We start from the raw sequence: 22428 nt of genomic DNA, 5'->3' as shown, positions 1-22428 counted from the left end.
CAAAATGAGTATAGAAAAACAATCTCCTATAGAAGGAATTAAAATAAAAAGTGACGGACTTCGCGGTACGTTAAAAGAGAGTATAGAGCTGGATAATCACACTGGAAATGTACGTGCAGATGACGAAGCTTTGGTGAAATTTCACGGAATGTATGTGCAAGATGATCGTGATAGACGAGAAGAACGTGCAGAAAAAAAGTTAGACAAATTGTATTCATTTATGATTCGTTTGCGTATTCCGGGTGGAATTATTGACGCTGATAAATGGTTGGCAATTCACGAAACTTCTGAACAATATGGAACAGGCGTTTTGAAAATTACAACGCGTCAAACCATTCAATTGCACGGAATTTTGAAACATCAATTGCGTCCAACTTTACAATCGTTTGACCAAGCAAAGTTAGATTCTATCGCGGCTTGTGGCGATGTAAACCGAAATGTAATTGCGAGTTCTCATCCGTTGGTTTCGCCAATTCACGCTCAAATTCATACATATGCAGATAAATTATCAAAACATTTGTTGCCTAAAACACAAGCGTATTATGAGATTTTTGTGGATAATGAAAAGATTTACGAACGCGAAACAGAGAAAGATGATTTGTACGAAGATCGCTATTTACCTCGAAAATTTAAAATTGCAATTGCTATTCCGCCAACTAATGATGTAGATGTTTTTGCAAATGATTTGGGACTGATTGCGATTATCGAAAATAATGAATTGAAAGGTTTCAATATCGCTGTTGGTGGAGGTTTGTCTACAACTCACGGAAATCCAAATACATATTCGCGTTTAGCAACCGAAATTGGTTTTGTTGATTCTGAAGAAAAAGTGTTGAAAGTTGCTTATGAAGTGTTGACTATTCAGCGTGATTTTGGGAATCGTGGCGATCGAAAATTAGCGAGACTAAAGTATACAGTTGATAAATTAACGGTAGATGGTTTCAAGTCTGAATTAGAAAAACGTGTTGGTTTTAAATTAGAGCCTTCTCAGCCATATCAATTTACGGAGCGTTCTGATATTTATGATTGGCGACAAGTGAATAATGGAACGTGGTATTACACTTTATTTGTGGAGAATGGAGTTGTACAGCCTAATCAGAAAGCATTTTTACATGAATTGGCTTTATTAAATATCAATAATTTCATTTTTACAGCGAATCAAAATTTATTGTTAGGTGAAATTTCGACTGAGAATAAAGCTAAAGTTGAACAGCTTTTAGAAAAATATTTTATTCACAAAGATATTAGTGAGCTTCGAAAAAATTCGATGGCGTGCGTGGCTTTACCAACTTGTCCATTGGCTTTGGCGGAAGCACAGCGTTATTTACCAGAATTAGTGACTAAAATAGAGCCTTTGTTAGAAAAACATCAACTTCAAAATGATGATATTTCTATTCGTATGACGGGCTGTCCAAATGGTTGCGGTCGTTCGTATGTTTCGGAAATTGGTTTTGTAGGGACTTCTGCTGGACATTATAATTTGATGTTGGGAGGCGATCGATATGGTGTTCGTTTGAACAAAATTTACAAAGAAAAAGTAAATGAAACTGAGATTTTGAATGAGTTAGACCAAGTTTTCGAAAGTTATACAAAAGAAAAAATAGACAATGAAACATTCGGAGATTTTACCTATCGAAAATATTTTTCGGTTAATTAAAAAACTGATGATTTTCGGATGTTTTTGTTTTGTATCGAAAAGTTTTGCTCAGAAAAATGTAACTCATCAAAATTTGTTGTGGTATGGTTACTATAATACGTTGGTGATAAACGAAAAATATTCGATTTTGAGTGAAATTCAAGAACGTCATTTTATAGATCCAAGTGCTCAACATCAATTGATTTTTAGATCAAATTTGCAACGAAAACTTGATGAAAATTGGAATGTTTCTGGTGGAATAACTTATTTTTTGCAAAGTCCAAATGATCCAAATTCCGAAAGTGATTTGATTGTTCCAGAAATTGGACCTGATATTGGTTTTGGTTATCAACAAAAGTTAAAAAAAATTACAATTAATCATCGTTACAAGGCTGAAGCAAGATTTTTTCATGATACAGAAAATGACGAATTGACAGGAGGTTTTCGTTTTTCTAATCTTCGATTTCGTTATCAATTAGGTATCGATATTCCTTTGGTTAAAGATCATAAAACCAATAAAAATAAATTGGTTGCGAAAATAAAAGATGAAATAATGGTTAATGTTGGACGAAAAATCGTGAAAAATACATTCGATCAAAATAGAATTTATGGTGCGTTGAATTATTCCTTTCATCCATCATTTTCCATAGAATTAGGATATATGAATTGGTATCAACAACGGAGTAGTGGGGTTGATTTTTATAACAGAAATATTTTCCGTTTATCGCTGTTTCATCAAATTTCGCTAAAACAAAATAAGAACAATGAAAAATAATTTATTTCCGATATTTTTAAAAACAGAGCATTTGCGCTTCCTGATTGTTGGAGGAGGAAATGTAGGATTAGAAAAGGTTTCGACGCTAATCAAACAAAATCCTTCGATCAATTTGAAAGTTGTAGCAAAGGAATTTAAACAAGAATTGAAAGATGTTTTTTCGCAATATCCATCAATTAAATACGAAACTCATACGTTCGAATCGAGTGATTTGGAAGATATAGATTTAGTGATTGTCGCAACCGATAATAAAGAAACTTCGAGAGAAGTGAAGCAAAAAGCAAATGCAAAAGGAATTTTGGTTAATGCAGCTGATCAGCCAGATTTGTGTGATTTTTATTTAGGTTCGATTGTGAATAAAGGTCATCTTAAAATTGCGATTTCCACTAATGGACAATCTCCTGTTATGGCAAAACGTTTGAGAGAGTATTTTTCTGATGTCATTCCAGATTCAATTGATGAAAACATTGAAAGTTTAAATAAAATTAGAAATAATCACAAAGGAGATTTTAATCAAAAACTAACCGATTTGAATCATTTAACTTCTTCATTTGAAGGAAAAAAATCGACTAAAAAATACAAATGTTTAGTGACCGAAATTACATTGATATTTTTTGCATTATTCTTAGGATATGCTTTGTCATCAATCGTAAGTTTTTCGGAAGCGAAAGATTTTGTGATTCACATTCCAAATGTTTTTTACATTATGTTGGCGGTTGGTTTTTTCGCTCAAATGGTCGACGGAGCCGTTGGTTTGGGATATGGTGTAACGTGTTCCACAAGCATGATGTTGTTTGGTGTTAATCTGCCTTCAATAAGTGGTAGTATTCATACTGCCGAAATGTTTTCGAGCGGAATTAGTGGTTTTTCGCATTATAGATTTGGAAATGTAAACAAAAAATTATTGTTGGCATTGGCTATTCCAGGCGTTATTGGAGCAGTTTCGGGATCATTATTATTGGTTTATTTGGGGAATAAATACGAAACCATTACTTACGGAATATTGGCTTCGTACACCTTAATCATCGGAATTCGATTAATTATTTTAGCATTCAGAAAAAAAATCGAACGCAAAAAAGTAAAACGAGTTGGGTTTTTAGGATTTGCAGGAGGATTTTTAGACGCCTTTGGTGGAGGTGGTTGGGGACCTGTCGTGACATCAACTTTATTAGCAAAAGGAAAAAAATCGAACTTAGTAGTAGGAACAGTTAGTTTAGCCGAGTTTTTTGTGACACTCTCTGCATCGTTGACTTTTTTTGCAGCTTTGGGCGTAAGTCATGGTTTTATCATTGCAGGTTTAATAATTGGAGGAGCTTTAGCAGCGCCAATTGCAGCGAAATTAGCAGGCAAAATACCTCAGAAAGTAGCTATTTTGGCTGTAGCTTTTTTAGTGATCACATTTAGTATTCGTATTCTTTTTAAAATTTTCTAAATTTTATATATCATTTCTAACAATCAAAACACTCTTCATCTCGCATGTTGAGTGTTTTTTATTGTTCATTATTTAAGACATATTTAGTTAAAATATATTTTGTGACAGGTTTCAATGTTTTACCATTTTCGGGATGTAAACCGTAATTTGTATAAAATTCTACTTCACCATTTTTCTTTGTATACCAAACTTTATCAAGTGCATTTTCAAAATTTAAAGTATCAGGTTTTGTGATTTTCTTCAATTGAAAAACAGTTTCGTTATATGGAACAGCATTCATTTGTGGAGAAGTTTCTTCGCATTCGATTTTTTCATAATGATTTTCTTTCCAAATCATACAAGACGAATTTTGATTGAATGAATTAAGAAATAATCCTCCACTAGCCAAAATAGTTGCAATGCCACTTCCAGCAATTATTTTATTTCGTTGAAGTTTTATTTTCTCAAAGAAATTATTCTTTTTTGATGGAAGATTAATTATTGATTCTTCTTCAGAAATATTATCATCTATTATTGGTTCTACCGATGCGATTTCTTCTACATTAACTTCTTTTTCATCACTTTTTGTCAGCTGATTTTTTTGATTAAAATCTCCAAAACTTTCATAATCGATATAATGTGCAAGAATATTTAATAAATCAGGACTTATTTCCTTCTTTAAATTATTTTCTTTCACGAAATCATCAAAATGTCGAGAGAAAGATTTGCTTGTTATAGGATAATTATAATCATCTGAAATTACTTTTTCTAAATGAACAGACATTCCATTTTTACTTGAACTCCCACATTCATTTTTTGCTTTCTCAAAAACTTTTTCGAATAGATCTTTTTTCGTAGACATTTCACTTTTAATTCTTTTACAAAGTAGACAAATTTTGGACAAAATAAATTACGGTTTCCCGTAAAACGGGCTGTCCAATAATTGTCCAAAACTTGTCCATTGTTTGTCTAACAGCGACTTTGTGTTCTGTATTTACTTTGCAATAGAAATCAAAACAAAAACAAAAAACTTGATTTCTGAAAACGTAGTCTCGAAAATAGTTGAGGTGATTTGAAGGGAAGCATTTTTCCTGAATTGTTCTCAAGGCTACAAAAAACTTCCCACTAAAGAAGCGCTTCTTTTTTTCTCGTGTACACTACTCGCAATCTGTTTTGTGAGGAAGAGCACCTATATCAAAAAATTAAAAATTTAAGCTATGTTACAATTATTATTCGCTTTATTGGGATTCTTTTTTCCAAATCAAAATGCAAACACAATTTCACAAGATCAACATCCAGTTGTACAAACTTCATCAGATAGTATAGATGGTGATACAAATGGTGAAACAGGAAGTACACCTCCAAAAAAATAAACTAAATGCGGATAGAGAAATCTATCCGTTTTTTATTTAGCTTTATTAAGTAAATACAATGATTTGAGAAAAATTTTATTTTTTGGTATTATACTTCTAATAACTTCATGTCAACAATCTAATAACAAAGAGATTGAACGTGATAATTTAGATAATAAAGCTTACGATACAGCTTGGGATTTTTATGAAAAAGAGGTGTATGATAGTGCTTATGTTTATTTTAATAAAGCATATTCAGAGTTTATTAAGAATATGAATAAGAATCAAGCAGCGAAATGTTTGATTAACATGGGATATATAAGTTATTATAAAGGAGATTGGTTTGGTAGTCAAGAATTGAATATAGAGGGAATAAAATTATTAAATCCTCAAATAAAAAGTGAAAAAGAAACGTTGTCAAGTGCATATAATAGTTTAGGACAGAGTACTCACGAATTAGGAATTTATAAAGAAGCTATAAATTATTATAAAAAAGCAATAGATTTTTCTACAGAAAAAGATGTTTATATTATCAATCAAAATAATATTGCAAATAGTTATCGTTATGATAAGCAGTATGATGAAGCTATAAAGATTTACCAGGAATTACTAAAAGATAAGAATACAACTGAAAATCAAAAAGAATATGCGCGAATTATTGATAATTTAGGATACACGAAATGGTTAAAAGACAATAAATCAAATGTTATAAATGAATTAAATAAAGCGTTAAATATTAGATTAAAGGAAAATGATTTGTGGGGACAAAATGCAAGTTATGCGCATTTAACAGATTATTTTTCAAATTTGGATCATAAAAAAGCATTGGATTACGCTCATAAAAGAAAACAAATTGCTTTCGAAAATAAGAGTGTAGGCGATAAATTAGAAGTTTATCAGCAACTAATTTTATTAGAAAATCCTACAAATGCAAAACAATATTTTGAAGCTTACCAAAAGCTAAACGATAGTATTCAGTTAGAACGTAACAGAGCGAAAAATCAATTTGCGTTGGTGCGTTATGATTCGGAGAAAAATCGTGCAGATTTTTTGAAAGCCGAAGCAGAAAACGAAAAGAAGAAAAATGATATTTTAAAACTTTATATTCTAATCGGTTTATTGATCGTCCTGTTTGTTTTTGGATATTTTTTGTACAGAAAAAGAAAGCAAAAATTAGAGCAAGAGAAAGTTTTGTTGCAACAAGAAAAGGTTTTGGAAGTCAAGAAAACGGAACTGAAATATTCGAAGAAAGTACACGATAAAGTGGCGAACGGAATTTATCATGTGATGTCTGATATTGAGAATAAATCAGAATTTAATCGTGATGAAATCTTAGATAAATTGGAAGTTGTTTATGAAATTTCGCGCGATATTTCTTATGACAAAATCGATGAAAATCAACAAGAAAATTTTGCCGAAAAATTAGCACAATTGATAAGTTCTTATGATTCGGAACAAGTCAAAATATTTTTGATTGGAAATGAAAAAGAACTTTGGAAAAAAGTAAAAGATTATGCTAAAACAGAGGTTTTCTTGGTGATGCAAGAATTGTTGACAAATATGAAAAAACATAGCGAAGCTTCACGAGTTATATTAAATTTTAAAGAAGAAAATCAGCAAATTATCATCAATTACTCGGATGACGGAATTGGAATTTCTGATTTAAAACCTAAAAATGGTTTGCAAAATACGGTTTCACGTATTTCTAATCTAAACGGAGATGTTATTTTTGAAACTGAAAATGTGAATGGTCTAAAAATTAAGATCAAATTTCCAATTCAATAACCTAAATAAAAAGTATGTTTAAAAAAGTATTAATTGCAGAAGATTTTGAGAGTTTTAATATTTCGGTTCAGAAAGTTTTAAAAGATTTACATGTAGAAAATCCTGATTATGCTTTTTATTGTGATGATGCATTCTTGAAAGTAAAAAAAGCATTACACGACAATCAACCTTATGATTTATTGATTTCTGATTTGTCTTTTGAAGAAGATCATCGCGAGCAAAACTTGAAAGGAGGAAGAGATTTAATTGAAGCAGTAAAAGCGATTCAGCCAAATTTGAAAGTGATTGTTTTTTCGGTAGAAAAGAAAGCGGATATGGTAGATAATCTTTTCAAAGAATACCATATAGATGGGTTTGTGGCGAAAGGAAGAGAAGATTCTAAAGAGTTGAAAAAAGCGATACAAACTGTTTTTGCGGGCGGAATGCATTTGGAATTGGATATGAAACGTAGTATAAAACAAAAAAATACGTATGAAATTACTTCGTATGATGTCACGTTAGTTTCTCTGCTTTCGAATGGAATTTTGCTAAAAGATATTTCAAATCATCTAAAACAAAATAATATTAAACCAGCAAGTCAAAGCAGTGTAGAAAAGAGATTGGGCTCATTAAAAGATTCATTACAAATTTCAAGTAATCATCAATTGGTTGCATTTTTTAAAGATTTGGGAAGTATTTAACCCAAATCTTTACACCATTTATCTACAAAAATCTGTTGCAATTGCTCAATTTCTTTTTCGTAAATCGTATTTTTTCGGGAACCAAAATAGAGTGTATTTTCCAACGGTTTTTCACCTTGCCAAACCAATTTTATTTTACCAGAATTTAGTGCTTCTTGACATAAAAAGTCAGGAACAATAGAAAAGCCATTTCCATCACTCAAACAACGAATAATAGAACTGATATTTGGAACGATATAATTAGGTTTGAAATCTGGATGTTCTTTAAAATTTTCCATCCAAAAATGTTTCAAATGCTCTATATCGGCGGCTGTGCTGTACCAAAGATTGTTTTTTAAGTCATTTTTTAGAGCTTTATAATCTTTGTGGTTTAAACTTTTTTCGATTGAAGTTAAATCTGTATTGTTTCCTGCGATCAAAATTATTCTTTCTTTCGAAAAAGGATGATAACAAAGATTTTTGTGGGTACTTTTTTGAGGTGTGATAACCAAATCTAATAAACCATTATCCAAATCTTGATGCATCAATTTATAATCTCCAAATTTGATGATTAGGTTAAAATCTAAATCAGAAACATGCTCTTCTAATGTATATTGAAAAGTTTCAAAACACATTCCGATGCTGATTGTTGCACGATCTTTATCAGCTCGTTTATGAAAATGTTGCTCCGCAGCAGCTAATTTTTGAATCGGTTCTAAAATAAAATTATACAAAATTTTTCCTTTTTCAGTCGGAACCATTTTTCGCGCCGATCGATCAAATAATTTGTAGCCCGTATAGGCTTCTAACGAATTGAGATGTAAGCTAACACCAGGTTGCGAAATAAATAATTGTTGCGCTGCAGCAGATAAAGTTCCAGTTTCATAAATTGCTTTAAACGTTCTGAACCATTCAAAATTTGATTGCATAATTTCTAAATTTTAATTTTCGTCATAAGGTAAATCCTCAGGATTTACATCAATATAATCGGGTTTTGGTAAGGTCGAAAGTCGATACGCTTTTATCGTTTTCAACTCCAATAAATTTGCTTTTACAATACGATGCATTCCGTCCATCAATTTTCCATCAGGACAAATAATTATTGGATAATTTAAGTCTGAATCATTAACCAATTTTATATGTTGTGTGATAGAACGACATGTCGGAGAATCTCCTTCTTCATTATACCAATAGGTTTCTTCAAACTCTTTTATTTTAGTCAAATCAATATTTTCGATTTCTAATTCCTTTGTTAGAGAAATTAGATTGTCTACATCCCACGCATATAATTTGTTATCAATTGTTCTAAAATGATATTGTTTTCTCATTCTATAATAATTATGATACAAATATATAATTTGAGTTATTTTAATAATAGAAAAACTTGTCGGAATTTTGTCTTATCAAAAAAGAAAATACAATGAAAAATGTTTTTATCATAAACGGCGGTCTTAAATATGCACATTCAGGCGGAAAGCTAAATCATTCTATTACAACTTGGTCAAAAGAAGTTTTAAAAGATTTAGGATTAAATATTCGAATAACAGATATTAATGATGAATTTGACCCAAAAGAAGAAGTTGAGAATTTTAAATGGGCAGATTTGATTATTTATCATGTGCCAATTTGGTGGTTTCAAGTTCCTTTTCGATTAAAGTTTTACATAGATGATGTTTTTACAGCAGGACACAATAATGGAATGTACGCAAGTGATGGCCGTTCACGAAAAAATCCTGCAATTAATTACGGAAAAGGTGGATTGATGCACGGAAAAAAATATATGGTAACAAGTACTTGGAACGCGCCAGAAGAAGCTTTTACGTTAGAAGGTGAATTTTTTGAGCAAAAATCTGTTGATGAAGGTGTTTTATTTGGATTTCATAAAATGAATGAATTTACAGGAATGACAAGATTGAATAGTTTCCACTTTCATGATATCGAGAAAAATGCAACGCTAGAGCGGATTGAAGCTTATCAAAATGAATACAAATCATTTTTGAAAGCTGAAATAGAGGATGAGTTTGCTGTGATTTAGAAAATTATAATTAAAACAAAACCCTCCATTTTAGGAGGGTTTTAAATTTTATTCTGCAAGAAGTTTTTTAATATCTTCTTTTAAAAATTCTATTTCAGGATGGTATTTTCCACCAAGAGAAGGTTCTTTTCCTTCAGGGTCTTTATAATTCAGTCCCGAATAAAACAACATTGGAACACCCATTTTATCATATCGACTTCTGATATTTCCTTGTTTATCAACCAATGCAAGTTTTCCACTATGATTTAGACCTTCGGCAGTTGTTTCATCTTTTCCAACATAAATATTGAATTTATCCGAAAGTTGTTCAATATTTTCTCGATTCGAAGTTAAATAATGCCAATTCGGAGATTTTACACCAATTTGTTTTGCATATTCTAACAATCGAGCAGGTGTATCTCGTTTTGGATCAATCGTAACCGAAATAAAACCAAGGTTTGCATCATTTATTTCATCTTCTATCGAACGTAAATTATGGCTCATCACAGGACAAATCGTTGGACAACTTGTAAAGAAAAATTCTACAACGTACACTTTTCCTAACATATCACGATTTGTAATCGTTTGATTATTTTGATTCGTCATCGAAAATTCTGGAACTTTCATTACGGTGTAAAGTTCGTCTTTTGGCTTATTTTTTAACCAAAAAACAGTTCCAATAACGCCTAAAATAATAACAATAACGGCTATTAATTGTTTATTCATGAATATGTTTTTCTGGATTTTTTAGAAATTCTTCTTTGCACATTGTCGAACAAAAACCATACGTTTTTCCTTGGTAATTAGCTGTATCACTCAAATGTTCCGCAGTTTTCATTCCGCAAATTGGATCAACTTCGTTCACAACCGCAACATCCAATTTAGTTGCTGCTTTCATTTCTTCGTGAGAAACATGTTTTACTTCAAAATTCTCTTGTTTTGGTTGCTCTTTGTTACAAGAAAATAATGCAAACCCTACTACGATTAAAGTGAATATATTTTTTAAGTTTTTCATTTTAAATTGTTTATTTGTTTTTAATTAAATTAAAATTCGTCAATTCGAGTGATTTTTAGAAATATTACTTCGATAAACTAAGTACAAGTATTTCTAAAAATTGTATCGAGAATTAAGATGAATTTTATTCGAATTGACGGTTTTTTTCATCGAAATCTAGAAATAAAAACTAAACAATTGGCGGATGAAAAACTAAACGAATAATATAATCAGAATTAATATCTAGATAATAATCAGTTGATAATTTATTTTTTTGCGTAAAATATTTTTTTGGAGAAATAATTTGTTTTTGAGGAACAATCGCATCTAAAATTTTGACCGAATTTTTGACAAAATGATTTTCTGACTGATTCTTTTCACTTTTCGAAATTTCATCTTTCAAATAGCAAAAACCATTACAAAGTAATTCAGGTTTTTCTCGATTTTCACAAAGTTTATTTGCGATTTCTTTATAATTCAAAACATAATCTATCATCGGCATTAAAGGACGAAATGCGATAGAAAATATGAGTGATATGAAAAATAGTATGCGCAAAAAACTAATTTATTGACAAATTTAACCAAATTGATTGAGGTTGAATATGATAAAATTTATGATTTTAAAAGAAAGATTTATCATAATCTTCACTTTTATGTTCTGTAAAATTTTTACCTTAAAAAAGATTTTACAATCTATAAATATTTATGAAAAAAAGTAAGATTTTAGATTTTACAACAACCGAAGAACTAATGCATTTTTTAGTTGAAAATCAAGAAGAAAATCCTCTCTATAAAAATGTGATAAAGAAGTTTGAATACGAAAATGAGTTACTAAAACTGCAATCAGAATTAGTAAATCTTCAAAATTGGATTTCGACAGAAAAGAAAAAAGTTGCAATCATTTTCGAAGGGCGAGATGCTTCAGGAAAAGGAGGAACAATTCGCCGTTTTCGCGAGCATCTTAATCCGCGTTCTATGCGTGTTGTTGCATTGAATAAACCTACAGAAGTCGAGCAAAATCAATGGTACTTCAATCGTTATATCAAAGAATTACCAAATGCTGGGGAAATTGTTTTTTTTGATAGAAGTTGGTACAACAGGGCGGTTGTAGAGCCAGTTATGGGGTTTTGTACAGAGCAACAATATGAGCAATTTATGGTGCAAGTTTCGGAATTTGAACATATGTTGTACGAATCAGGGACATATATTATCAAATTGTGGTTTTCTGTGACGAAAGAGGAGCAGCAAGCACGTTTTGATTCGAGGTTAAATAATCCGCTTAAAAAATGGAAATATAGTCCAGTTGATGCTAAAGGACAGGAACTTTGGGACGAATTTTCGCATTATATCAATCAAATGTTTACGCGTACGCACAACTCTTTTTCGCCTTGGATTATTGTCAATGCAAATGATAAAAATACTGCAAGATTAGAAGCTATTCGTTATGTGCTTTCTTTGTTTAATTATAAAGGAAAAGAGGATGCTGAAGTAAATTTGATGGTGGATCCAAATGTGATTGAGCGTTATTATCGAATGGTAAAAGAACTAAATCATTAATTTTAGATAGTAAGAAAATGGAGTTAAAACCGAAAGATTTAAAATTAATCGAAACAAAAAAAGGTCTTGTTGGACTTTTGCAATCTGATCATGGGAAATTGAATTTTGCGAAAGCCTTGCGTACTGTAAAATATGAAAATAGGATAGAGCAATTACAAGAAGAATTGATAAAATTACAAACTTGGGTAGCCGAAAATAAACGGAAAGTAGTGATTGTTTTTGAAGGCCGAGATGCAGCTGGAAAAGGTGGCGCAATTCGTCGAATTGTAGAACATTTAAACCCTCGTGAGCATAGAATTATAGCACTTCCAAAGCCTAATGAAGTAGAACGTGGACAATGGTATTTTCAACGTTATGTTCGTCAACTTCCTCGTGAAGGAGAAATAGTCTTTTTTGATCGTTCTTGGTATAATCGTGCTGTTGTAGAACCTGTTAATGGTTTTTGTTCTAATGACGAATACGAAACGTTTATGAACGAAGTGAATGATGTCGAAAAAATGTGGATTAATTCAGCAATATATTTGATTAAAATTTATTTTTCGATTACAAAAGAACAACAAGCAAAACGTTTTGCAGATATTGTAAATTCACCAACCAAACGATGGAAGTATAGTTCTGTTGATCAAAAAGCGCAAGATTTATTTGATGTTTATTCCGCTTATAAAGATGTAATGTTTGAGAAAACAAATACAGATGTTGCTCCTTGGAAAATCATTGATGCCAACAAAAAGTACAAAGCTAGAGTAGAATCGATGGAATATATTTTGTCTAAAATACCTTATGAAGATAAAAATAAACGTATTTTGAAACATCAAAACTTAGAAGAAGAAAATTAATCATCAAATCTATAATTATGGCCGAATTTGATTTAAACGATTTAGAAAAAATAAATAATAAGCAAGAAATCATTGATTTTTTGGTTAAACATGATATTATAAAAGAAAAGAAGTTCAAAGAACAACTTGCTTATGAGAAAGAACTGAAGGAACTTCAAGAAAAATTGTTAGAAATACAATCTAAAGTTATTCAGGAGAATAAACGTGTATTAATTATTTTCGAAGGTCGAGATGCGGCTGGAAAAGGAGGAACAATTTCGAGAATAACAGAATTTCTAAATCCAAAAAAATATCGTGTTGAAGCATTACCAAAGCCGACCGAAATAGAACAAGGACAATGGTATTTTCAACGATATTTTAAAGAATTACCAAATGCAGGAGAAATCGTTTTTTTTGATCGTTCTTGGTACAATAGAGCGGTTGTCGAGCCAGTTTTTGGATTTTGTACAGAAGATCAACATTCAAAATTCATGAAACAAGTTGTAGAAGTAGAGAAGCTTTTGCAAGATGATGGAATTATTCTGATTAAAATTTTTCTTTCAATTTCGAAGGAAGAACAAGCAGAACGATTACAAGAGCGAAAAGATGACGAAATGAAACAGTGGAAATTAGGAGCATTGGATCAAAAGGCACAAGAGTTATGGGACATTTATACCAATTATATCGATAAAATGTTTCAACAAACAGGAACAGAAAGTTCGTCTTGGCTAGAAATTGTGACAGATGATAAAAAAGCTGCTCGACTTTTAGCGATGAAATCAATCATTGCTAAATTAGAAAATAAAACTTTTGAAAATGAATTAGTAAAAATTCATTCATAAAAGAAAGAGAATCATTTGTATAATCAAGATTTTTGATTAATTTTGCACCCACATTGTTCAACCTCTGACGAAAGACGTTTAAGTTGCTCAATTCTAATAAATTGAAATTATAATAATGGAAAATTTAGTAAAATACGTACAAGAGAAATACGTAGCTAATAAAGAGTTCCCAGCTTTCGCAGCAGGTGATACTATTACAGTTTATCAAGAAATTACAGAGGGTGGAAAAACTCGTGTTCAGTTCTTTAAAGGGGTTGTTATCCAAAGAAGAGGACAAGGAACTACAGAAACTTTCACAATCCGTAAAATGTCTGGAGATGTTGGTGTAGAGCGTATCTTCCCAGTTAACATGCCAGCGTTACAAAAAATTGAAGTAAACAAAAAAGGTAAAGTTCGTAGAGCTCGTATCTTCTACTTCAGAGCATTACGTGGTAAAAAAGCTCGTATCAAAGACGCTGCTTACTAAAAACTGCTTTTTTAGGAAAAATATAAAATCCGTTCGATTATCGAACGGATTTTTTTATTTTAATAATTTTTTAAAAATCTTATTTCTCTATCCCATAATACTTATGACTTTTCTTTATCGCCCATTTTTCTTTGAAGTTAATCCATTTTCCTTGAAATAGTTTACGCATTAATTTATCGGTGTAACGCATAATAAAAACATGATAAACTGTATTCATTACTTGGAAAAACTCATTAGGAAAAGCACGTAAAGACATTGAGAATCCTGCTTCTAAATAGCGATTATAATGCCAATAACCACGCGGGATAAATAGCGCATCACCGTGATTCATGACAAAATCAAAACCTTTTGCGTGTTTTAAAGCAGGGAATTTTTCGTAATCGGGATGATCATAATCGATTTCGTAAATGGTATGTACCGAAAGTGGTACTTTATATAAAGCTTTGGATTGTTTTGGATCAAACAATAAAATTTGTTTATCTCCTTGAAATTGAAAATGAATAAAATCGGTCATATCTACATCATAATGCATCAAAACTTTTGCTTCACTTCCTCCAAAAAAAAGAGTAGGTAAACGCTCAAAATACTTTAAACCAAGATCAGGGTAAGTAAAATTTTTGAGTAATTCGGGAATTTTATCTTTGATAATAAAAAAGAAAATTCTTAAATCAGAGGGCTCTTTTTTGATTAAATCCACATACTCATTAAACTTCATATGCGTTGCAGGAGTATCCGAGCTTTTGTTAGCATCAGCAGGTTTGCTGTCATATAAAGGCACAATTTGTTCTCCAGCTTTTTCTTTGATATAATCGAGATTCCATTTGTCAAAATCCTTCCAATTCTTCGCATAACCTTTCAATAACAAAGGTTTTCTTTTTTTGAGATAATTTTTGATAAAATCTTCTTTCGAAATTGATTCAACTGTATCAATAGCTTGAAATTGCATACGTTTTAAAGTATTGGATTACTCAAAAATAGAGAATCTATCTGAATTAAAAACAAAAAAGCCAACATATTGTTGACTTTTCATTTATTCTGTTTCTTTAACCATTCGAATCAGATGCGCCATATTCCGGATGACGCTATAATGTTTTTTAACAAATGGATTTTCTTTGTTCCAAACATATCCTGCTAAAACAGCACAAATTTTTTCTTTGACATCAGGATTTTCAGGTTGATGGAAAAATAATTCTTGCAAATTTCCGGTATACCATTCTTGTACATAAGTGGTAAAAACATCGATTCCTTCTTTCATATAATCTTCGTAATCGGTTTGCCAATCAACTTTTTCACCATTTATTTCTTTAATAGCAAGTTTCGCAGCTTTCAAACCACTTTCTGTTGCGAAACAAACGCCAGAAGAGAAAACAGGATCTAAAAACTCGGTACTATTTCCTGTTAAAACATAACCATCGCCAAACATTTTAGTTACCGCAGCAGAATAATTTTTTAACCAAATTGGATTAAATTCAAATGGTAAATTACCAAAGCGATTGACGTAAAAATCGGATTTTTGAATTGCATTTTGCAAAGCTTCCGTTGTATCTTGATTGGTTGATAATTGATTAATATAATCTGTTGGGCCAACGATTCCGACACTTGTTTTTCCATTCGAAAAAGGAATTACCCACAACCAAACTTTTGTTTCGATAATATCAAATGAAATCTGCGTTCCCTCTCGACCTTTAGGGCGACGAACATCATCAATATGCGTGAAAATTGCTGAATGAGGATTTAGTTTTGATGGGCTATCAATATTTAATAATCGTGGTAAAACACGACCATATCCACTCGCATCAATTAAAAATTTTGCATTGATTTGATAAGTTTCTCCATTTTGTTTTTTAACAGTTGTAATCGAGTTTTTTCCTTCAAATTGAACATTAATTACCTCTTCATTAAAACGTAAATCAGCACCTTTGTCTATAATTGCATCAGCTAAAGTCATGTCAAAATCAGCGCGTGGAACTTGCCAAGTCCAATCTTTTCCTTTACCAAATTTTTTACTGAAATCGAAAATACAAATCTGTTCACCTCGAATAAATCTCGCACCAGGTTTTACTTCGAAATTTTGTTTCTCTAAATATGGTAACAATCCAGCTTCTTCGAAATGATCCATAGAGCGAGGGATTAAACTTTCACCTACAACAATTCTCGGAAATTGAGTTTTTTCTAAAACAATAACTTTAATGTTTTTTTCTCTTAAATAGGCTGCTGCAACCGATCCCGAAGGTCCTGCACCGATGATTAAAACATCTGTATTTTCAATCATGACTTTTTGTATAGTTTTTTAATTATTTTTGCAACTGATTGAGGGAGTAAATAACCAAAATCGATAAATCTTTTACCTAATCAATAACATGACAAAATTAACAATTGACACTATAGAAAACATACTTTTTGAGAATAAAAAATTATTGCTCGATAAATCAACATTTGATCGTGTGGAGAATAGTTTTAAATTCCTGAAAGAATTTTCAAAAAATAAAATAATTTACGGCGTAAATACAGGTTTTGGACCAATGGCACAATATCGTATTGAGGATGAAAATACAATTCAGCTTCAATATAATTTAATCAGAAGTCACTGTACAGGAATTGGAGAACCGTTGACGTTAGATCAAACAAAAGCTGCGGTTATTGCACGTTTTAATACGCTTTCATTGGGATATTCTGGGATACATCCTTCAGTTTTAGTATTGATGCAAGAATTAGTGAACCGTGATATTTTACCTGTTATTTATCAACATGGAAGTGTAGGAGCGAGTGGAGATTTGGTTCAATTGGCGCATTTAGCTTTGACATTAATTGGAGAAGGTGAAGTTTTTTATCAAGGAGAAATCAAATCGACGAAAGAAGTTTTTGAACTTGAAAATCTTCAACCAATAGAAGTTCATATTCGCGAAGGTTTATCAATTATGAATGGAACTTCGGTAATGACGGGAATTGGAATGGTTAATTTGATAAAAGTAAATCAATTAATTAATCTTTCGATTACGTTAAGCTCGATGATGAATGAGATTGTTCAATCTTTTGATGATCATTATTCAAAACCATTGAATGAAGCTAAACAACATGCTGGTCAACGTTATATAGCGAATAAAATGACCGATTTTTTGAATGACAGTAAATTAGTCAAAAAACGTGCTGATGAACTATATCAAGAGCGTACCGAGAAAATTTTTGAAGAAAAAGTACAAGAATATTATTCGTTGCGTTGTGTTCCTCAGATTTTAGGACCAATTTATGATACATGGAATGCCGCGAAAGAAGTGTTAGAAAATGAAATAAATTCGGCAAGTGATAATCCAATTATCGATGTAGAAAATCAAACTGTTCATCATGGTGGAAATTTTCATGGCGATTATGTTTCATTAGAATTGGATAAATTAAAATTAGCTGTTACGCGTCTATCAATGCTAAGTGAACGTCAATTAAACTATTTAGTTAATCCAAAAATCAATAATATTTTACCTCCTTTCGTTAATTTGGGAACGCTTGGTTTTAACTTTGGTTTGCAAGCTGCTCAATTTACGGCGACTTCTACAACGGCAGAAAATCAAACACTTTCTACGTCGATGTATGTGCATAGTATTCCAAACAATAACGATAATCAAGATATTGTGAGTATGGGGACAAATGCAGCGACGATTTGTGCAAAAGTGATTGATAATACGTTCGAAGTGTTGACGGTTCAGAGTTTGGCTGTAACGCAAGCGATAGAATTTTTACAAATACAAGATAAATTATCTTCGAAAGGAAAAGCTTTTTATGATTCGATTCGTAAAATTGTTCCTGCGTTTAAAGAAGATGAGGTGATTTATCCTTATCTTAAGGAAGTGAAAAATTATTTACTGAAATTTTAAAAATATATTGATGAGAAAATATCTTTTATTATCATTTTTAACTGTCTTTTTTGAAATATTATCTGCACAGAAATTAGCATTAGTAAAAACAAAAAATAAAATTGGATTTATTGGTGAAAATGGACAATATTTAATAGAACCTCAATATTCTGATGCAAAGGATTTTTCAGAAGGACTTGCTGCAATTAAAAAAGGAAATTTTTGGGGATTTATTAATAAAGAAAATCAGTGGGTAATAGAGCCTCAATATTCCAATGCAAAGAAGTTTAATTCAGGAATAGCAATGGTTGAGATTGATAAAAAATGGAGATACGTTAATACAAAAGGTGAACAACAAAATTATCCTTTAACTGATAAAGTATATGATTTTAATGAAGGTGTTGCATTTATCCGAAAAGGAGATTTGGTCGGTTTAATTGACTATAATGGAAATGTACTTGTTGAGCCAACATATCATGTTATTAGAACTTTTATAAATGGATATGCGAAAGTAGCATTGAACAAAAAGTGGGGTGTAATTGATACAAAAGGAAATTTGATTGTCAACTTAGAATATGATGATGTTGGAGAATTTAATCAAGATGTTGTTTGGGTAAAAAAGGGAGCTGATTTTGGAATTGTTTCCAATAATCAATTTATAGCTATAGAAGGAGTAGATTTTATTGGGAATTTTAACTCTGCTTCATACACTTTTGCTCGAAAAAATCATAAGTTTGGTTTTATAAATAAAAAAGGAGAGTGGATAATAACACCTATTTTTTCTAATGCAAAATCATTTTCTAATGGGTTGGCTCCTATTGAAGATAAAGGTAAATGGGGATTTATTAATGAACAAGGAGAAGTCGTTATTCAACCAAAATATAATAATGCAGAAGTTTTTAGTGAAATAGGATTAGCTCCAGTAAAAGAAGGTAGTAAATGGGGATTTGTCAATAAAGAAGGTAAATTAGTCATTCCTGCTTTGTATGACATCTCTGTAAGTTTCGGATTTTCACAAAAAGATAAAGGGTTCAATGGTAAATTAGCTCGAGTAAAGAAGCAAGGAAAGTGGGCTTTTCTTGATGAGAATGGAAATGTATTAGCAGATCAATGGTTTGATAATGCTGAACTTTTTAATGATTAAAAAAAAATAGATTTTATAAAGCATGAAATGTGCAATTGTAACAGGTGGTTCTCGTGGAATTGGAAAAGCAATTTGTTTGAAAATTGCCGAAGAACATGATTATCATCTTTTGATAAATTATAATTCGAATGAAGCTGCTGCGTTAGAGACTTTGAAAGAAGTGGAAGCATTAGGTGGTACAGGAGAAATTTTAAAATTTGATGTGGCTGATGCAAATCAAACACAACAAGTTTTAACAGAATGGACAGAAAAAAATACAGATGCAATTGTAGAAGTTATTGTTAACAATGCAGGGATTACGAAAGACAATTTGTTTATGTGGATTTCGCAAGATGATTGGTCAAATGTTATTAATACGAGCTTGAATGGTTTTTACAATGTAACTCACTTTTTTATTAATCCATTATTGAGAAATAGATTCGGAAGAATTGTTAATATAGTTTCTGTTTCTGGATTGAAAGGAACGCCAGGACAAACCAATTATTCTGCTGCAAAAGCTGCTGTAATAGGAGCGACGAAAGCATTGGCACAAGAAATAGCAAAACGTAATGTAACGGTGAATGCTGTAGCACCAGGTTTTATCGAAACGGATATGACAGATGAATTGGATCAACAAGAATTAAAAAAGCTGATTCCAGCCAATCGTTTTGGAAAAGACGAAGAAGTTGCCGATTTAGTAAGCTTTTTGGTTTCTAAAAAATCGAGTTATATCACGGGAGAAGTTATTAATATAAATGGAGGAATTTATTCTTAGATAAAATGAGCCAAAGAGTCGTAATAACAGGAATGGGTATCTATTCTTGCTTAGGAACATCATTAGAAGAAGTAACAGAATCTTTACATCAAGGAAAATCAGGGATTATTTTTGATGAAGAACGCAAAGAATTTGGCTTTAAATCTGCTTTGACGGGAACTGTTCCAGCACCAGATTTGAAACCTTTTTTGAATCGTAGACAACGAATTACAATTGGTCAAGAAACGGAGTTTGCGTATATGGCAACTTTAGAAGCATTGAAAAATGCTAATTTGACGGAAGAATATATCAAGACTAACGAGGTCGGAATTATATATGGAAACGATAGTGTTTCGAAAGCAATTATTGATGCAATAGATATTGTTCGCGAGAAAAAAGATACAGAATTAATTGGTTCTGGAGCTATTTTCAAATCAATGAATTCTACTATAACGATGAATCTTGCGACAATTTTTGAGTTGACTGGAATCAATTTTACAATTAGTGCAGCTTGTGCGAGTGGTTCGCATTCGATTGGTTTAGGTTATATGATGATCAAAGATGGTCTGCAAGAGATGATTATTTGTGGAGGAGCGCAGGAAATCAATAAATATGCAATGGCAAGTTTTGATGGTTTGGGTGTTTTCTCTGAAAATGAAGAGCATCCTGAGAAAGCTTGTCGTCCTTTCGACAAAAACCGTGATGGTTTGGTGCCGAGTGGAGGTGGAGCAACATTGATTTTAGAAAGTTATGAATCTGCTGTAAAACGTGGTGCGCCAATTATTGCTGAGGTTTTGGGTTATGGTTTTTCATCAAACGGTGGACACATTTCTACGCCAAATGTAGATGGACCAGCAATTGCGATGAACAGAGCGCTGAAACAAGCAAAAATTTCGGCTGATGAAATTCAGTATATCAATGCACATGCGACTTCTACGCCAGTTGGTGATGCAAACGAAGCAAAAGCGATTGACCAAGTTTTTGGAAAAACGAAACCTTTTGTAAGTTCTACAAAATCGATGACGGGACACGAATGTTGGATGGCAGGAGCAAGTGAGATTATTTATTCTAACTTAATGATGATGAATAACTTTATTGCACCAAATATTAATTTCGAAGAAGCAGACGAAGATTCAGCTAAATTAAACATTGTTAAAGAAACCTTAAATAAAGAATTTGATGTATATTTGTCGAATTCTTTTGGATTTGGTGGAACAAATTCTGCCTTAGTAATTAAAAAATTTAACTCCTAATATGGTGAAAAGTCAAATCGCTGAAAAATTAAACGCTATCTTAATTGATGAATTTGAGGTTGATCCTTCTGTGATTTCAGAGGAAAAAAATATTAAAGAATCTTTAGATTTAGATAGTTTGGACTATGTTGATTTAGTGGTAATCATTGAATCTAATTTCGGTGTGAAATTAATTAAAGAAGATTTTCAAAATATGATAACTTTTGAAGATTTCTACGCAATTGTAGAACAAAAGTTAGAAAATAAATAACAGATATGAAACAATGGGATGGTCGTTCTAAAGGAACGGTCCTGGGATACAAAATATTTGTCAATGTTATGAAAAAGCTCGGAATTAAGGCTGCTTACTCAGTCTTAATTTTTGTAGCTTTTTATTATTTTATAACGACTTATAGCAGCAACAAATCTATTTACGAATACTTTCGTTATCGATTAAATTTTTCGGTTCTCAAATCAATTTTAAGTGTTTACAAAAGTTACTATACTTTTGGACAAACTTTGATTGATAAAACAGCAATTAATGCAGGTTTGCGTAACAAATATTCGTACGAATTTGATGGAATAGAATTATTGAAAAATCTATTGGGTCAAAAACAAGGTGGAATCTTAATTAGTGCGCATGTTGGTAATTTCGAAGTAGCTGAACATTTTTTTGCTGACATCGATTTTGATTGTCAAATCAATTTAGTTACAACAGATTTAGAACGAAATGTTATCAAAGAATATTTAGAAAGTATTTCGATGAAACCTTCGGTAAAGTTTATCTTGATTCAAGAAGATTTATCACATATTTTCGAAATTAATAATGCGCTTAGTCGAAACGAATTAATTTGTTTTACGGGAGATCGTTATTTTGAAGGAAATAAAACGATGTCAGAAGTTCTTCTTGGAAAAGAAGCAAATTTTCCTGCAGGACCATTTTCTATTGCTTCTCGCTTGAAAGTGCCTGTCGCTTTTGTGTATGTTATGAAGGAAAAAAATCTACATTATCATTTATATGCGCGTCAAGCAAATTTCAAACATCGTGATGCAAATGCACTTTTGAAAGAGTTTTGCGTCAATCTTGAAACTATTGTAAAAAAATATCCTTACCAATGGTTTAATTATTTCGATTTTTGGAAGTAAATTAGAGCAGAATATGAATTTT

25 protein-coding genes are annotated in these 22428 nt (G+C 31.4%); 17 read left to right on the top strand and 8 right to left on the bottom strand.

The window, feature by feature from the left end; translation table 11 throughout:
* Positions 1–4 precede the first annotated feature (4 nt).
* Genes FH779_RS11840 through FH779_RS11830 form a run of 3 tightly spaced genes read left to right on the top strand, consistent with a single transcriptional unit; the run spans position 5 to position 3843 of the window.
* Positions 5–1657 (top strand): NADPH-dependent assimilatory sulfite reductase hemoprotein subunit, encoded by a 1653-nt coding sequence (locus tag FH779_RS11840; protein ID WP_180906849.1) that lies wholly within the window; start codon positions 5–7, stop codon positions 1655–1657.
* Entirely contained in the window at positions 1608–2411 is an 804-nt protein-coding gene (locus FH779_RS11835) for a DUF2490 domain-containing protein (RefSeq protein ID WP_180904847.1), read from the top strand. The genes FH779_RS11840 and FH779_RS11835 overlap by 50 nt, the downstream gene beginning before the upstream one ends.
* A complete protein-coding gene (locus FH779_RS11830; RefSeq protein ID WP_180904846.1) occupies positions 2401–3843 on the top strand; it encodes a TSUP family transporter in 1443 nt (480 codons plus the stop codon). Before FH779_RS11835 ends, FH779_RS11830 begins: the two co-directional genes overlap by 11 nt.
* A 58-nt stretch (positions 3844–3901) precedes the next feature.
* Here FH779_RS11830 and FH779_RS11825 read toward each other — a convergent pair whose 3' ends face one another.
* Positions 3902–4684 carry a hypothetical protein gene (locus FH779_RS11825; RefSeq protein WP_180904845.1) on the bottom strand — a complete coding sequence of 261 codons (783 nt, stop codon included), beginning with the start codon at positions 4682–4684 and terminating at the stop codon, positions 3902–3904.
* 355 nt (positions 4685–5039) lie between these two features.
* On the opposite strand from FH779_RS11825, the gene FH779_RS11820 reads away from it, so the two are divergent.
* The 3 genes from FH779_RS11820 to FH779_RS11810 all read left to right on the top strand — a co-directional run bounded on the left by FH779_RS11820 (position 5040) and on the right by FH779_RS11810 (position 7639).
* Complete coding sequence (locus tag FH779_RS11820) at positions 5040–5195, top strand: hypothetical protein (RefSeq protein ID WP_180904844.1); 156 nt, start codon at positions 5040–5042, stop codon at positions 5193–5195.
* 63 nt (positions 5196–5258) lie between these two features.
* Positions 5259–6959: a tetratricopeptide repeat-containing sensor histidine kinase gene (locus FH779_RS11815; RefSeq protein ID WP_180904843.1), complete on the top strand. Its 1701-nt coding sequence runs from the start codon at positions 5259–5261 to the stop codon at positions 6957–6959.
* A gap of 14 nt (positions 6960–6973) precedes the next feature.
* On the top strand, positions 6974–7639 hold the full coding sequence (locus FH779_RS11810) for a response regulator transcription factor (protein ID WP_180904842.1): 666 nt from the start codon (positions 6974–6976) through the stop codon (positions 7637–7639).
* On the opposite strand, the gene FH779_RS11805 is transcribed toward FH779_RS11810, so the two are convergent.
* Together FH779_RS11805 and FH779_RS11800 are read right to left on the bottom strand one after the other, a co-directional pair.
* Positions 7636–8547 (bottom strand): LysR family transcriptional regulator, encoded by a 912-nt coding sequence (locus tag FH779_RS11805; RefSeq protein ID WP_180904841.1) that lies wholly within the window; start codon positions 8545–8547, stop codon positions 7636–7638. The genes FH779_RS11810 and FH779_RS11805 overlap by 4 nt on opposite strands.
* A 12-nt stretch (positions 8548–8559) precedes the next feature.
* Positions 8560–8946, bottom strand: coding sequence for a hypothetical protein (locus FH779_RS11800; protein ID WP_180904840.1), 387 nt, complete (start codon positions 8944–8946; stop codon positions 8560–8562).
* Positions 8947–9038: 92 nt separating this feature from the next.
* Between FH779_RS11800 and FH779_RS11795 the strand changes: the two genes are divergently transcribed.
* The gene (locus FH779_RS11795; protein ID WP_180904839.1) at positions 9039–9653 is read left to right on the top strand and encodes an NAD(P)H-dependent oxidoreductase; all 615 of its coding nucleotides are present in this window, start codon (positions 9039–9041) and stop codon (positions 9651–9653) included.
* Positions 9654–9701: 48 nt separating this feature from the next.
* On the opposite strand, the gene FH779_RS11790 is transcribed toward FH779_RS11795, so the two are convergent.
* From FH779_RS11790 to FH779_RS11780, 3 genes are all read right to left on the bottom strand, one after another.
* Positions 9702–10358 carry an SCO family protein gene (locus FH779_RS11790; protein WP_180904838.1) on the bottom strand — a complete coding sequence of 219 codons (657 nt, stop codon included), beginning with the start codon at positions 10356–10358 and terminating at the stop codon, positions 9702–9704.
* Positions 10351–10647: a YHS domain-containing protein gene (locus tag FH779_RS11785; protein WP_180904837.1), complete on the bottom strand. Its 297-nt coding sequence runs from the start codon at positions 10645–10647 to the stop codon at positions 10351–10353. The genes FH779_RS11790 and FH779_RS11785 overlap by 8 nt, the downstream gene beginning before the upstream one ends.
* Before the next feature lie 169 nt (positions 10648–10816).
* Positions 10817–11122 carry a hypothetical protein gene (locus FH779_RS11780; protein ID WP_180904836.1) on the bottom strand — a complete coding sequence of 102 codons (306 nt, stop codon included), beginning with the start codon at positions 11120–11122 and terminating at the stop codon, positions 10817–10819.
* 254 nt (positions 11123–11376) lie between these two features.
* Between FH779_RS11780 and ppk2 (FH779_RS11775) the strand changes: the two genes are divergently transcribed.
* From ppk2 (FH779_RS11775) to rplS, 4 genes are all read left to right on the top strand, one after another.
* Positions 11377–12183 (top strand): polyphosphate kinase 2, encoded by an 807-nt coding sequence (ppk2, locus tag FH779_RS11775; RefSeq protein ID WP_375730949.1) that lies wholly within the window; start codon positions 11377–11379, stop codon positions 12181–12183.
* Between the two features lie 17 nt (positions 12184–12200).
* Positions 12201–13019 carry a polyphosphate kinase 2 gene (gene ppk2, locus FH779_RS11770; protein WP_180904835.1) on the top strand — a complete coding sequence of 273 codons (819 nt, stop codon included), beginning with the start codon at positions 12201–12203 and terminating at the stop codon, positions 13017–13019.
* Between the two features lie 17 nt (positions 13020–13036).
* Positions 13037–13840, top strand: a complete 804-nt coding sequence (gene ppk2, locus FH779_RS11765) for a polyphosphate kinase 2 (protein ID WP_180904834.1) — start codon at positions 13037–13039, stop codon at positions 13838–13840.
* A 115-nt stretch (positions 13841–13955) separates the two neighbouring features.
* Positions 13956–14306 (top strand): 50S ribosomal protein L19, encoded by a 351-nt coding sequence (rplS, locus tag FH779_RS11760; RefSeq protein WP_180904833.1) that lies wholly within the window; start codon positions 13956–13958, stop codon positions 14304–14306.
* A gap of 79 nt (positions 14307–14385) precedes the next feature.
* Here rplS and FH779_RS11755 read toward each other — a convergent pair whose 3' ends face one another.
* Both FH779_RS11755 and FH779_RS11750 read right to left on the bottom strand, forming a co-directional pair.
* Positions 14386–15252 carry a cupin-like domain-containing protein gene (locus FH779_RS11755; RefSeq protein ID WP_180904832.1) on the bottom strand — a complete coding sequence of 289 codons (867 nt, stop codon included), beginning with the start codon at positions 15250–15252 and terminating at the stop codon, positions 14386–14388.
* A gap of 84 nt (positions 15253–15336) precedes the next feature.
* A complete protein-coding gene (locus tag FH779_RS11750; protein ID WP_180904831.1) occupies positions 15337–16578 on the bottom strand; it encodes an NAD(P)/FAD-dependent oxidoreductase in 1242 nt (413 codons plus the stop codon).
* An 88-nt stretch (positions 16579–16666) separates the two neighbouring features.
* On the opposite strand from FH779_RS11750, the gene FH779_RS11745 reads away from it, so the two are divergent.
* The 6 genes from FH779_RS11745 to FH779_RS11720 are packed head-to-tail and all read left to right on the top strand — an operon-like array spanning position 16667 to position 22406.
* Positions 16667–18172, top strand: a complete 1506-nt coding sequence (locus FH779_RS11745; protein WP_180904830.1) for an HAL/PAL/TAL family ammonia-lyase — start codon at positions 16667–16669, stop codon at positions 18170–18172.
* A 10-nt stretch (positions 18173–18182) separates the two neighbouring features.
* Positions 18183–19295 (top strand): WG repeat-containing protein, encoded by a 1113-nt coding sequence (locus FH779_RS11740; RefSeq protein WP_180904829.1) that lies wholly within the window; start codon positions 18183–18185, stop codon positions 19293–19295.
* A 22-nt stretch (positions 19296–19317) separates the two neighbouring features.
* On the top strand, positions 19318–20049 hold the full coding sequence (gene fabG / locus FH779_RS11735) for a 3-oxoacyl-ACP reductase FabG (protein ID WP_180904828.1): 732 nt from the start codon (positions 19318–19320) through the stop codon (positions 20047–20049).
* Positions 20050–20054: 5 nt separating this feature from the next.
* A complete protein-coding gene (locus FH779_RS11730) occupies positions 20055–21281 on the top strand; it encodes a beta-ketoacyl-[acyl-carrier-protein] synthase family protein (RefSeq protein WP_180904827.1) in 1227 nt (408 codons plus the stop codon).
* A 1-nt stretch (position 21282) separates the two neighbouring features.
* A complete protein-coding gene (locus tag FH779_RS11725; protein ID WP_114999643.1) occupies positions 21283–21531 on the top strand; it encodes a phosphopantetheine-binding protein in 249 nt (82 codons plus the stop codon).
* Positions 21532–21536: 5 nt separating this feature from the next.
* Positions 21537–22406: an LpxL/LpxP family acyltransferase gene (locus FH779_RS11720; RefSeq protein ID WP_180904826.1), complete on the top strand. Its 870-nt coding sequence runs from the start codon at positions 21537–21539 to the stop codon at positions 22404–22406.
* Positions 22407–22428: the final 22 nt, after the last annotated feature.

It is taken from the genome of Empedobacter falsenii, assembly GCF_013488205.1.
GTDB classification, from domain to species: Bacteria; Bacteroidota; Bacteroidia; order Flavobacteriales; family Weeksellaceae; genus Empedobacter; species Empedobacter falsenii_C.
The sequence above is the reverse complement of the archived record's forward strand: the minus strand, read 5'-3'. Positions and strand labels throughout refer to the sequence as shown.

Excerpts from the sequence above, each read along its gene's own strand:
- FH779_RS11840 (WP_180906849.1), top strand. The coding sequence starts at position 5 with ATGAGTATAGAAAAACAATCTCCTATAGAAGGAATTAAAATAAAAAGT.
- FH779_RS11835 (WP_180904847.1), top strand. The coding sequence starts at position 1,608 with ATGAAACATTCGGAGATTTTACCTATCGAAAATATTTTTCGGTTAATT.
- FH779_RS11830 (WP_180904846.1), top strand. The coding sequence starts at position 2,401 with ATGAAAAATAATTTATTTCCGATATTTTTAAAAACAGAGCATTTGCGC.
- FH779_RS11825 (WP_180904845.1), bottom strand. The coding sequence starts at position 4,684 with ATGTCTACGAAAAAAGATCTATTCGAAAAAGTTTTTGAGAAAGCAAAA.
- FH779_RS11820 (WP_180904844.1), top strand. The coding sequence starts at position 5,040 with ATGTTACAATTATTATTCGCTTTATTGGGATTCTTTTTTCCAAATCAA.
- FH779_RS11810 (WP_180904842.1), top strand. The coding sequence starts at position 6,974 with ATGTTTAAAAAAGTATTAATTGCAGAAGATTTTGAGAGTTTTAATATT.
- FH779_RS11805 (WP_180904841.1), bottom strand. The coding sequence starts at position 8,547 with ATGCAATCAAATTTTGAATGGTTCAGAACGTTTAAAGCAATTTATGAA.
- FH779_RS11800 (WP_180904840.1), bottom strand. The coding sequence starts at position 8,946 with ATGAGAAAACAATATCATTTTAGAACAATTGATAACAAATTATATGCG.
- FH779_RS11795 (WP_180904839.1), top strand. The coding sequence starts at position 9,039 with ATGAAAAATGTTTTTATCATAAACGGCGGTCTTAAATATGCACATTCA.
- FH779_RS11790 (WP_180904838.1), bottom strand. The coding sequence starts at position 10,358 with ATGAATAAACAATTAATAGCCGTTATTGTTATTATTTTAGGCGTTATT.
- FH779_RS11785 (WP_180904837.1), bottom strand. The coding sequence starts at position 10,647 with ATGAAAAACTTAAAAAATATATTCACTTTAATCGTAGTAGGGTTTGCA.
- FH779_RS11780 (WP_180904836.1), bottom strand. The coding sequence starts at position 11,122 with ATGATAGATTATGTTTTGAATTATAAAGAAATCGCAAATAAACTTTGT.
- ppk2 (WP_375730949.1), top strand. The coding sequence starts at position 11,377 with ATGCATTTTTTAGTTGAAAATCAAGAAGAAAATCCTCTCTATAAAAAT.
- ppk2 (WP_180904835.1), top strand. The coding sequence starts at position 12,201 with ATGGAGTTAAAACCGAAAGATTTAAAATTAATCGAAACAAAAAAAGGT.
- ppk2 (WP_180904834.1), top strand. The coding sequence starts at position 13,037 with ATGGCCGAATTTGATTTAAACGATTTAGAAAAAATAAATAATAAGCAA.
- rplS (WP_180904833.1), top strand. The coding sequence starts at position 13,956 with ATGGAAAATTTAGTAAAATACGTACAAGAGAAATACGTAGCTAATAAA.
- FH779_RS11755 (WP_180904832.1), bottom strand. The coding sequence starts at position 15,252 with ATGCAATTTCAAGCTATTGATACAGTTGAATCAATTTCGAAAGAAGAT.
- FH779_RS11750 (WP_180904831.1), bottom strand. The coding sequence starts at position 16,578 with ATGATTGAAAATACAGATGTTTTAATCATCGGTGCAGGACCTTCGGGA.
- FH779_RS11745 (WP_180904830.1), top strand. The coding sequence starts at position 16,667 with ATGACAAAATTAACAATTGACACTATAGAAAACATACTTTTTGAGAAT.
- FH779_RS11740 (WP_180904829.1), top strand. The coding sequence starts at position 18,183 with ATGAGAAAATATCTTTTATTATCATTTTTAACTGTCTTTTTTGAAATA.
- fabG (WP_180904828.1), top strand. The coding sequence starts at position 19,318 with ATGAAATGTGCAATTGTAACAGGTGGTTCTCGTGGAATTGGAAAAGCA.
- FH779_RS11730 (WP_180904827.1), top strand. The coding sequence starts at position 20,055 with ATGAGCCAAAGAGTCGTAATAACAGGAATGGGTATCTATTCTTGCTTA.
- FH779_RS11725 (WP_114999643.1), top strand. The coding sequence starts at position 21,283 with ATGGTGAAAAGTCAAATCGCTGAAAAATTAAACGCTATCTTAATTGAT.
- FH779_RS11720 (WP_180904826.1), top strand. The coding sequence starts at position 21,537 with ATGAAACAATGGGATGGTCGTTCTAAAGGAACGGTCCTGGGATACAAA.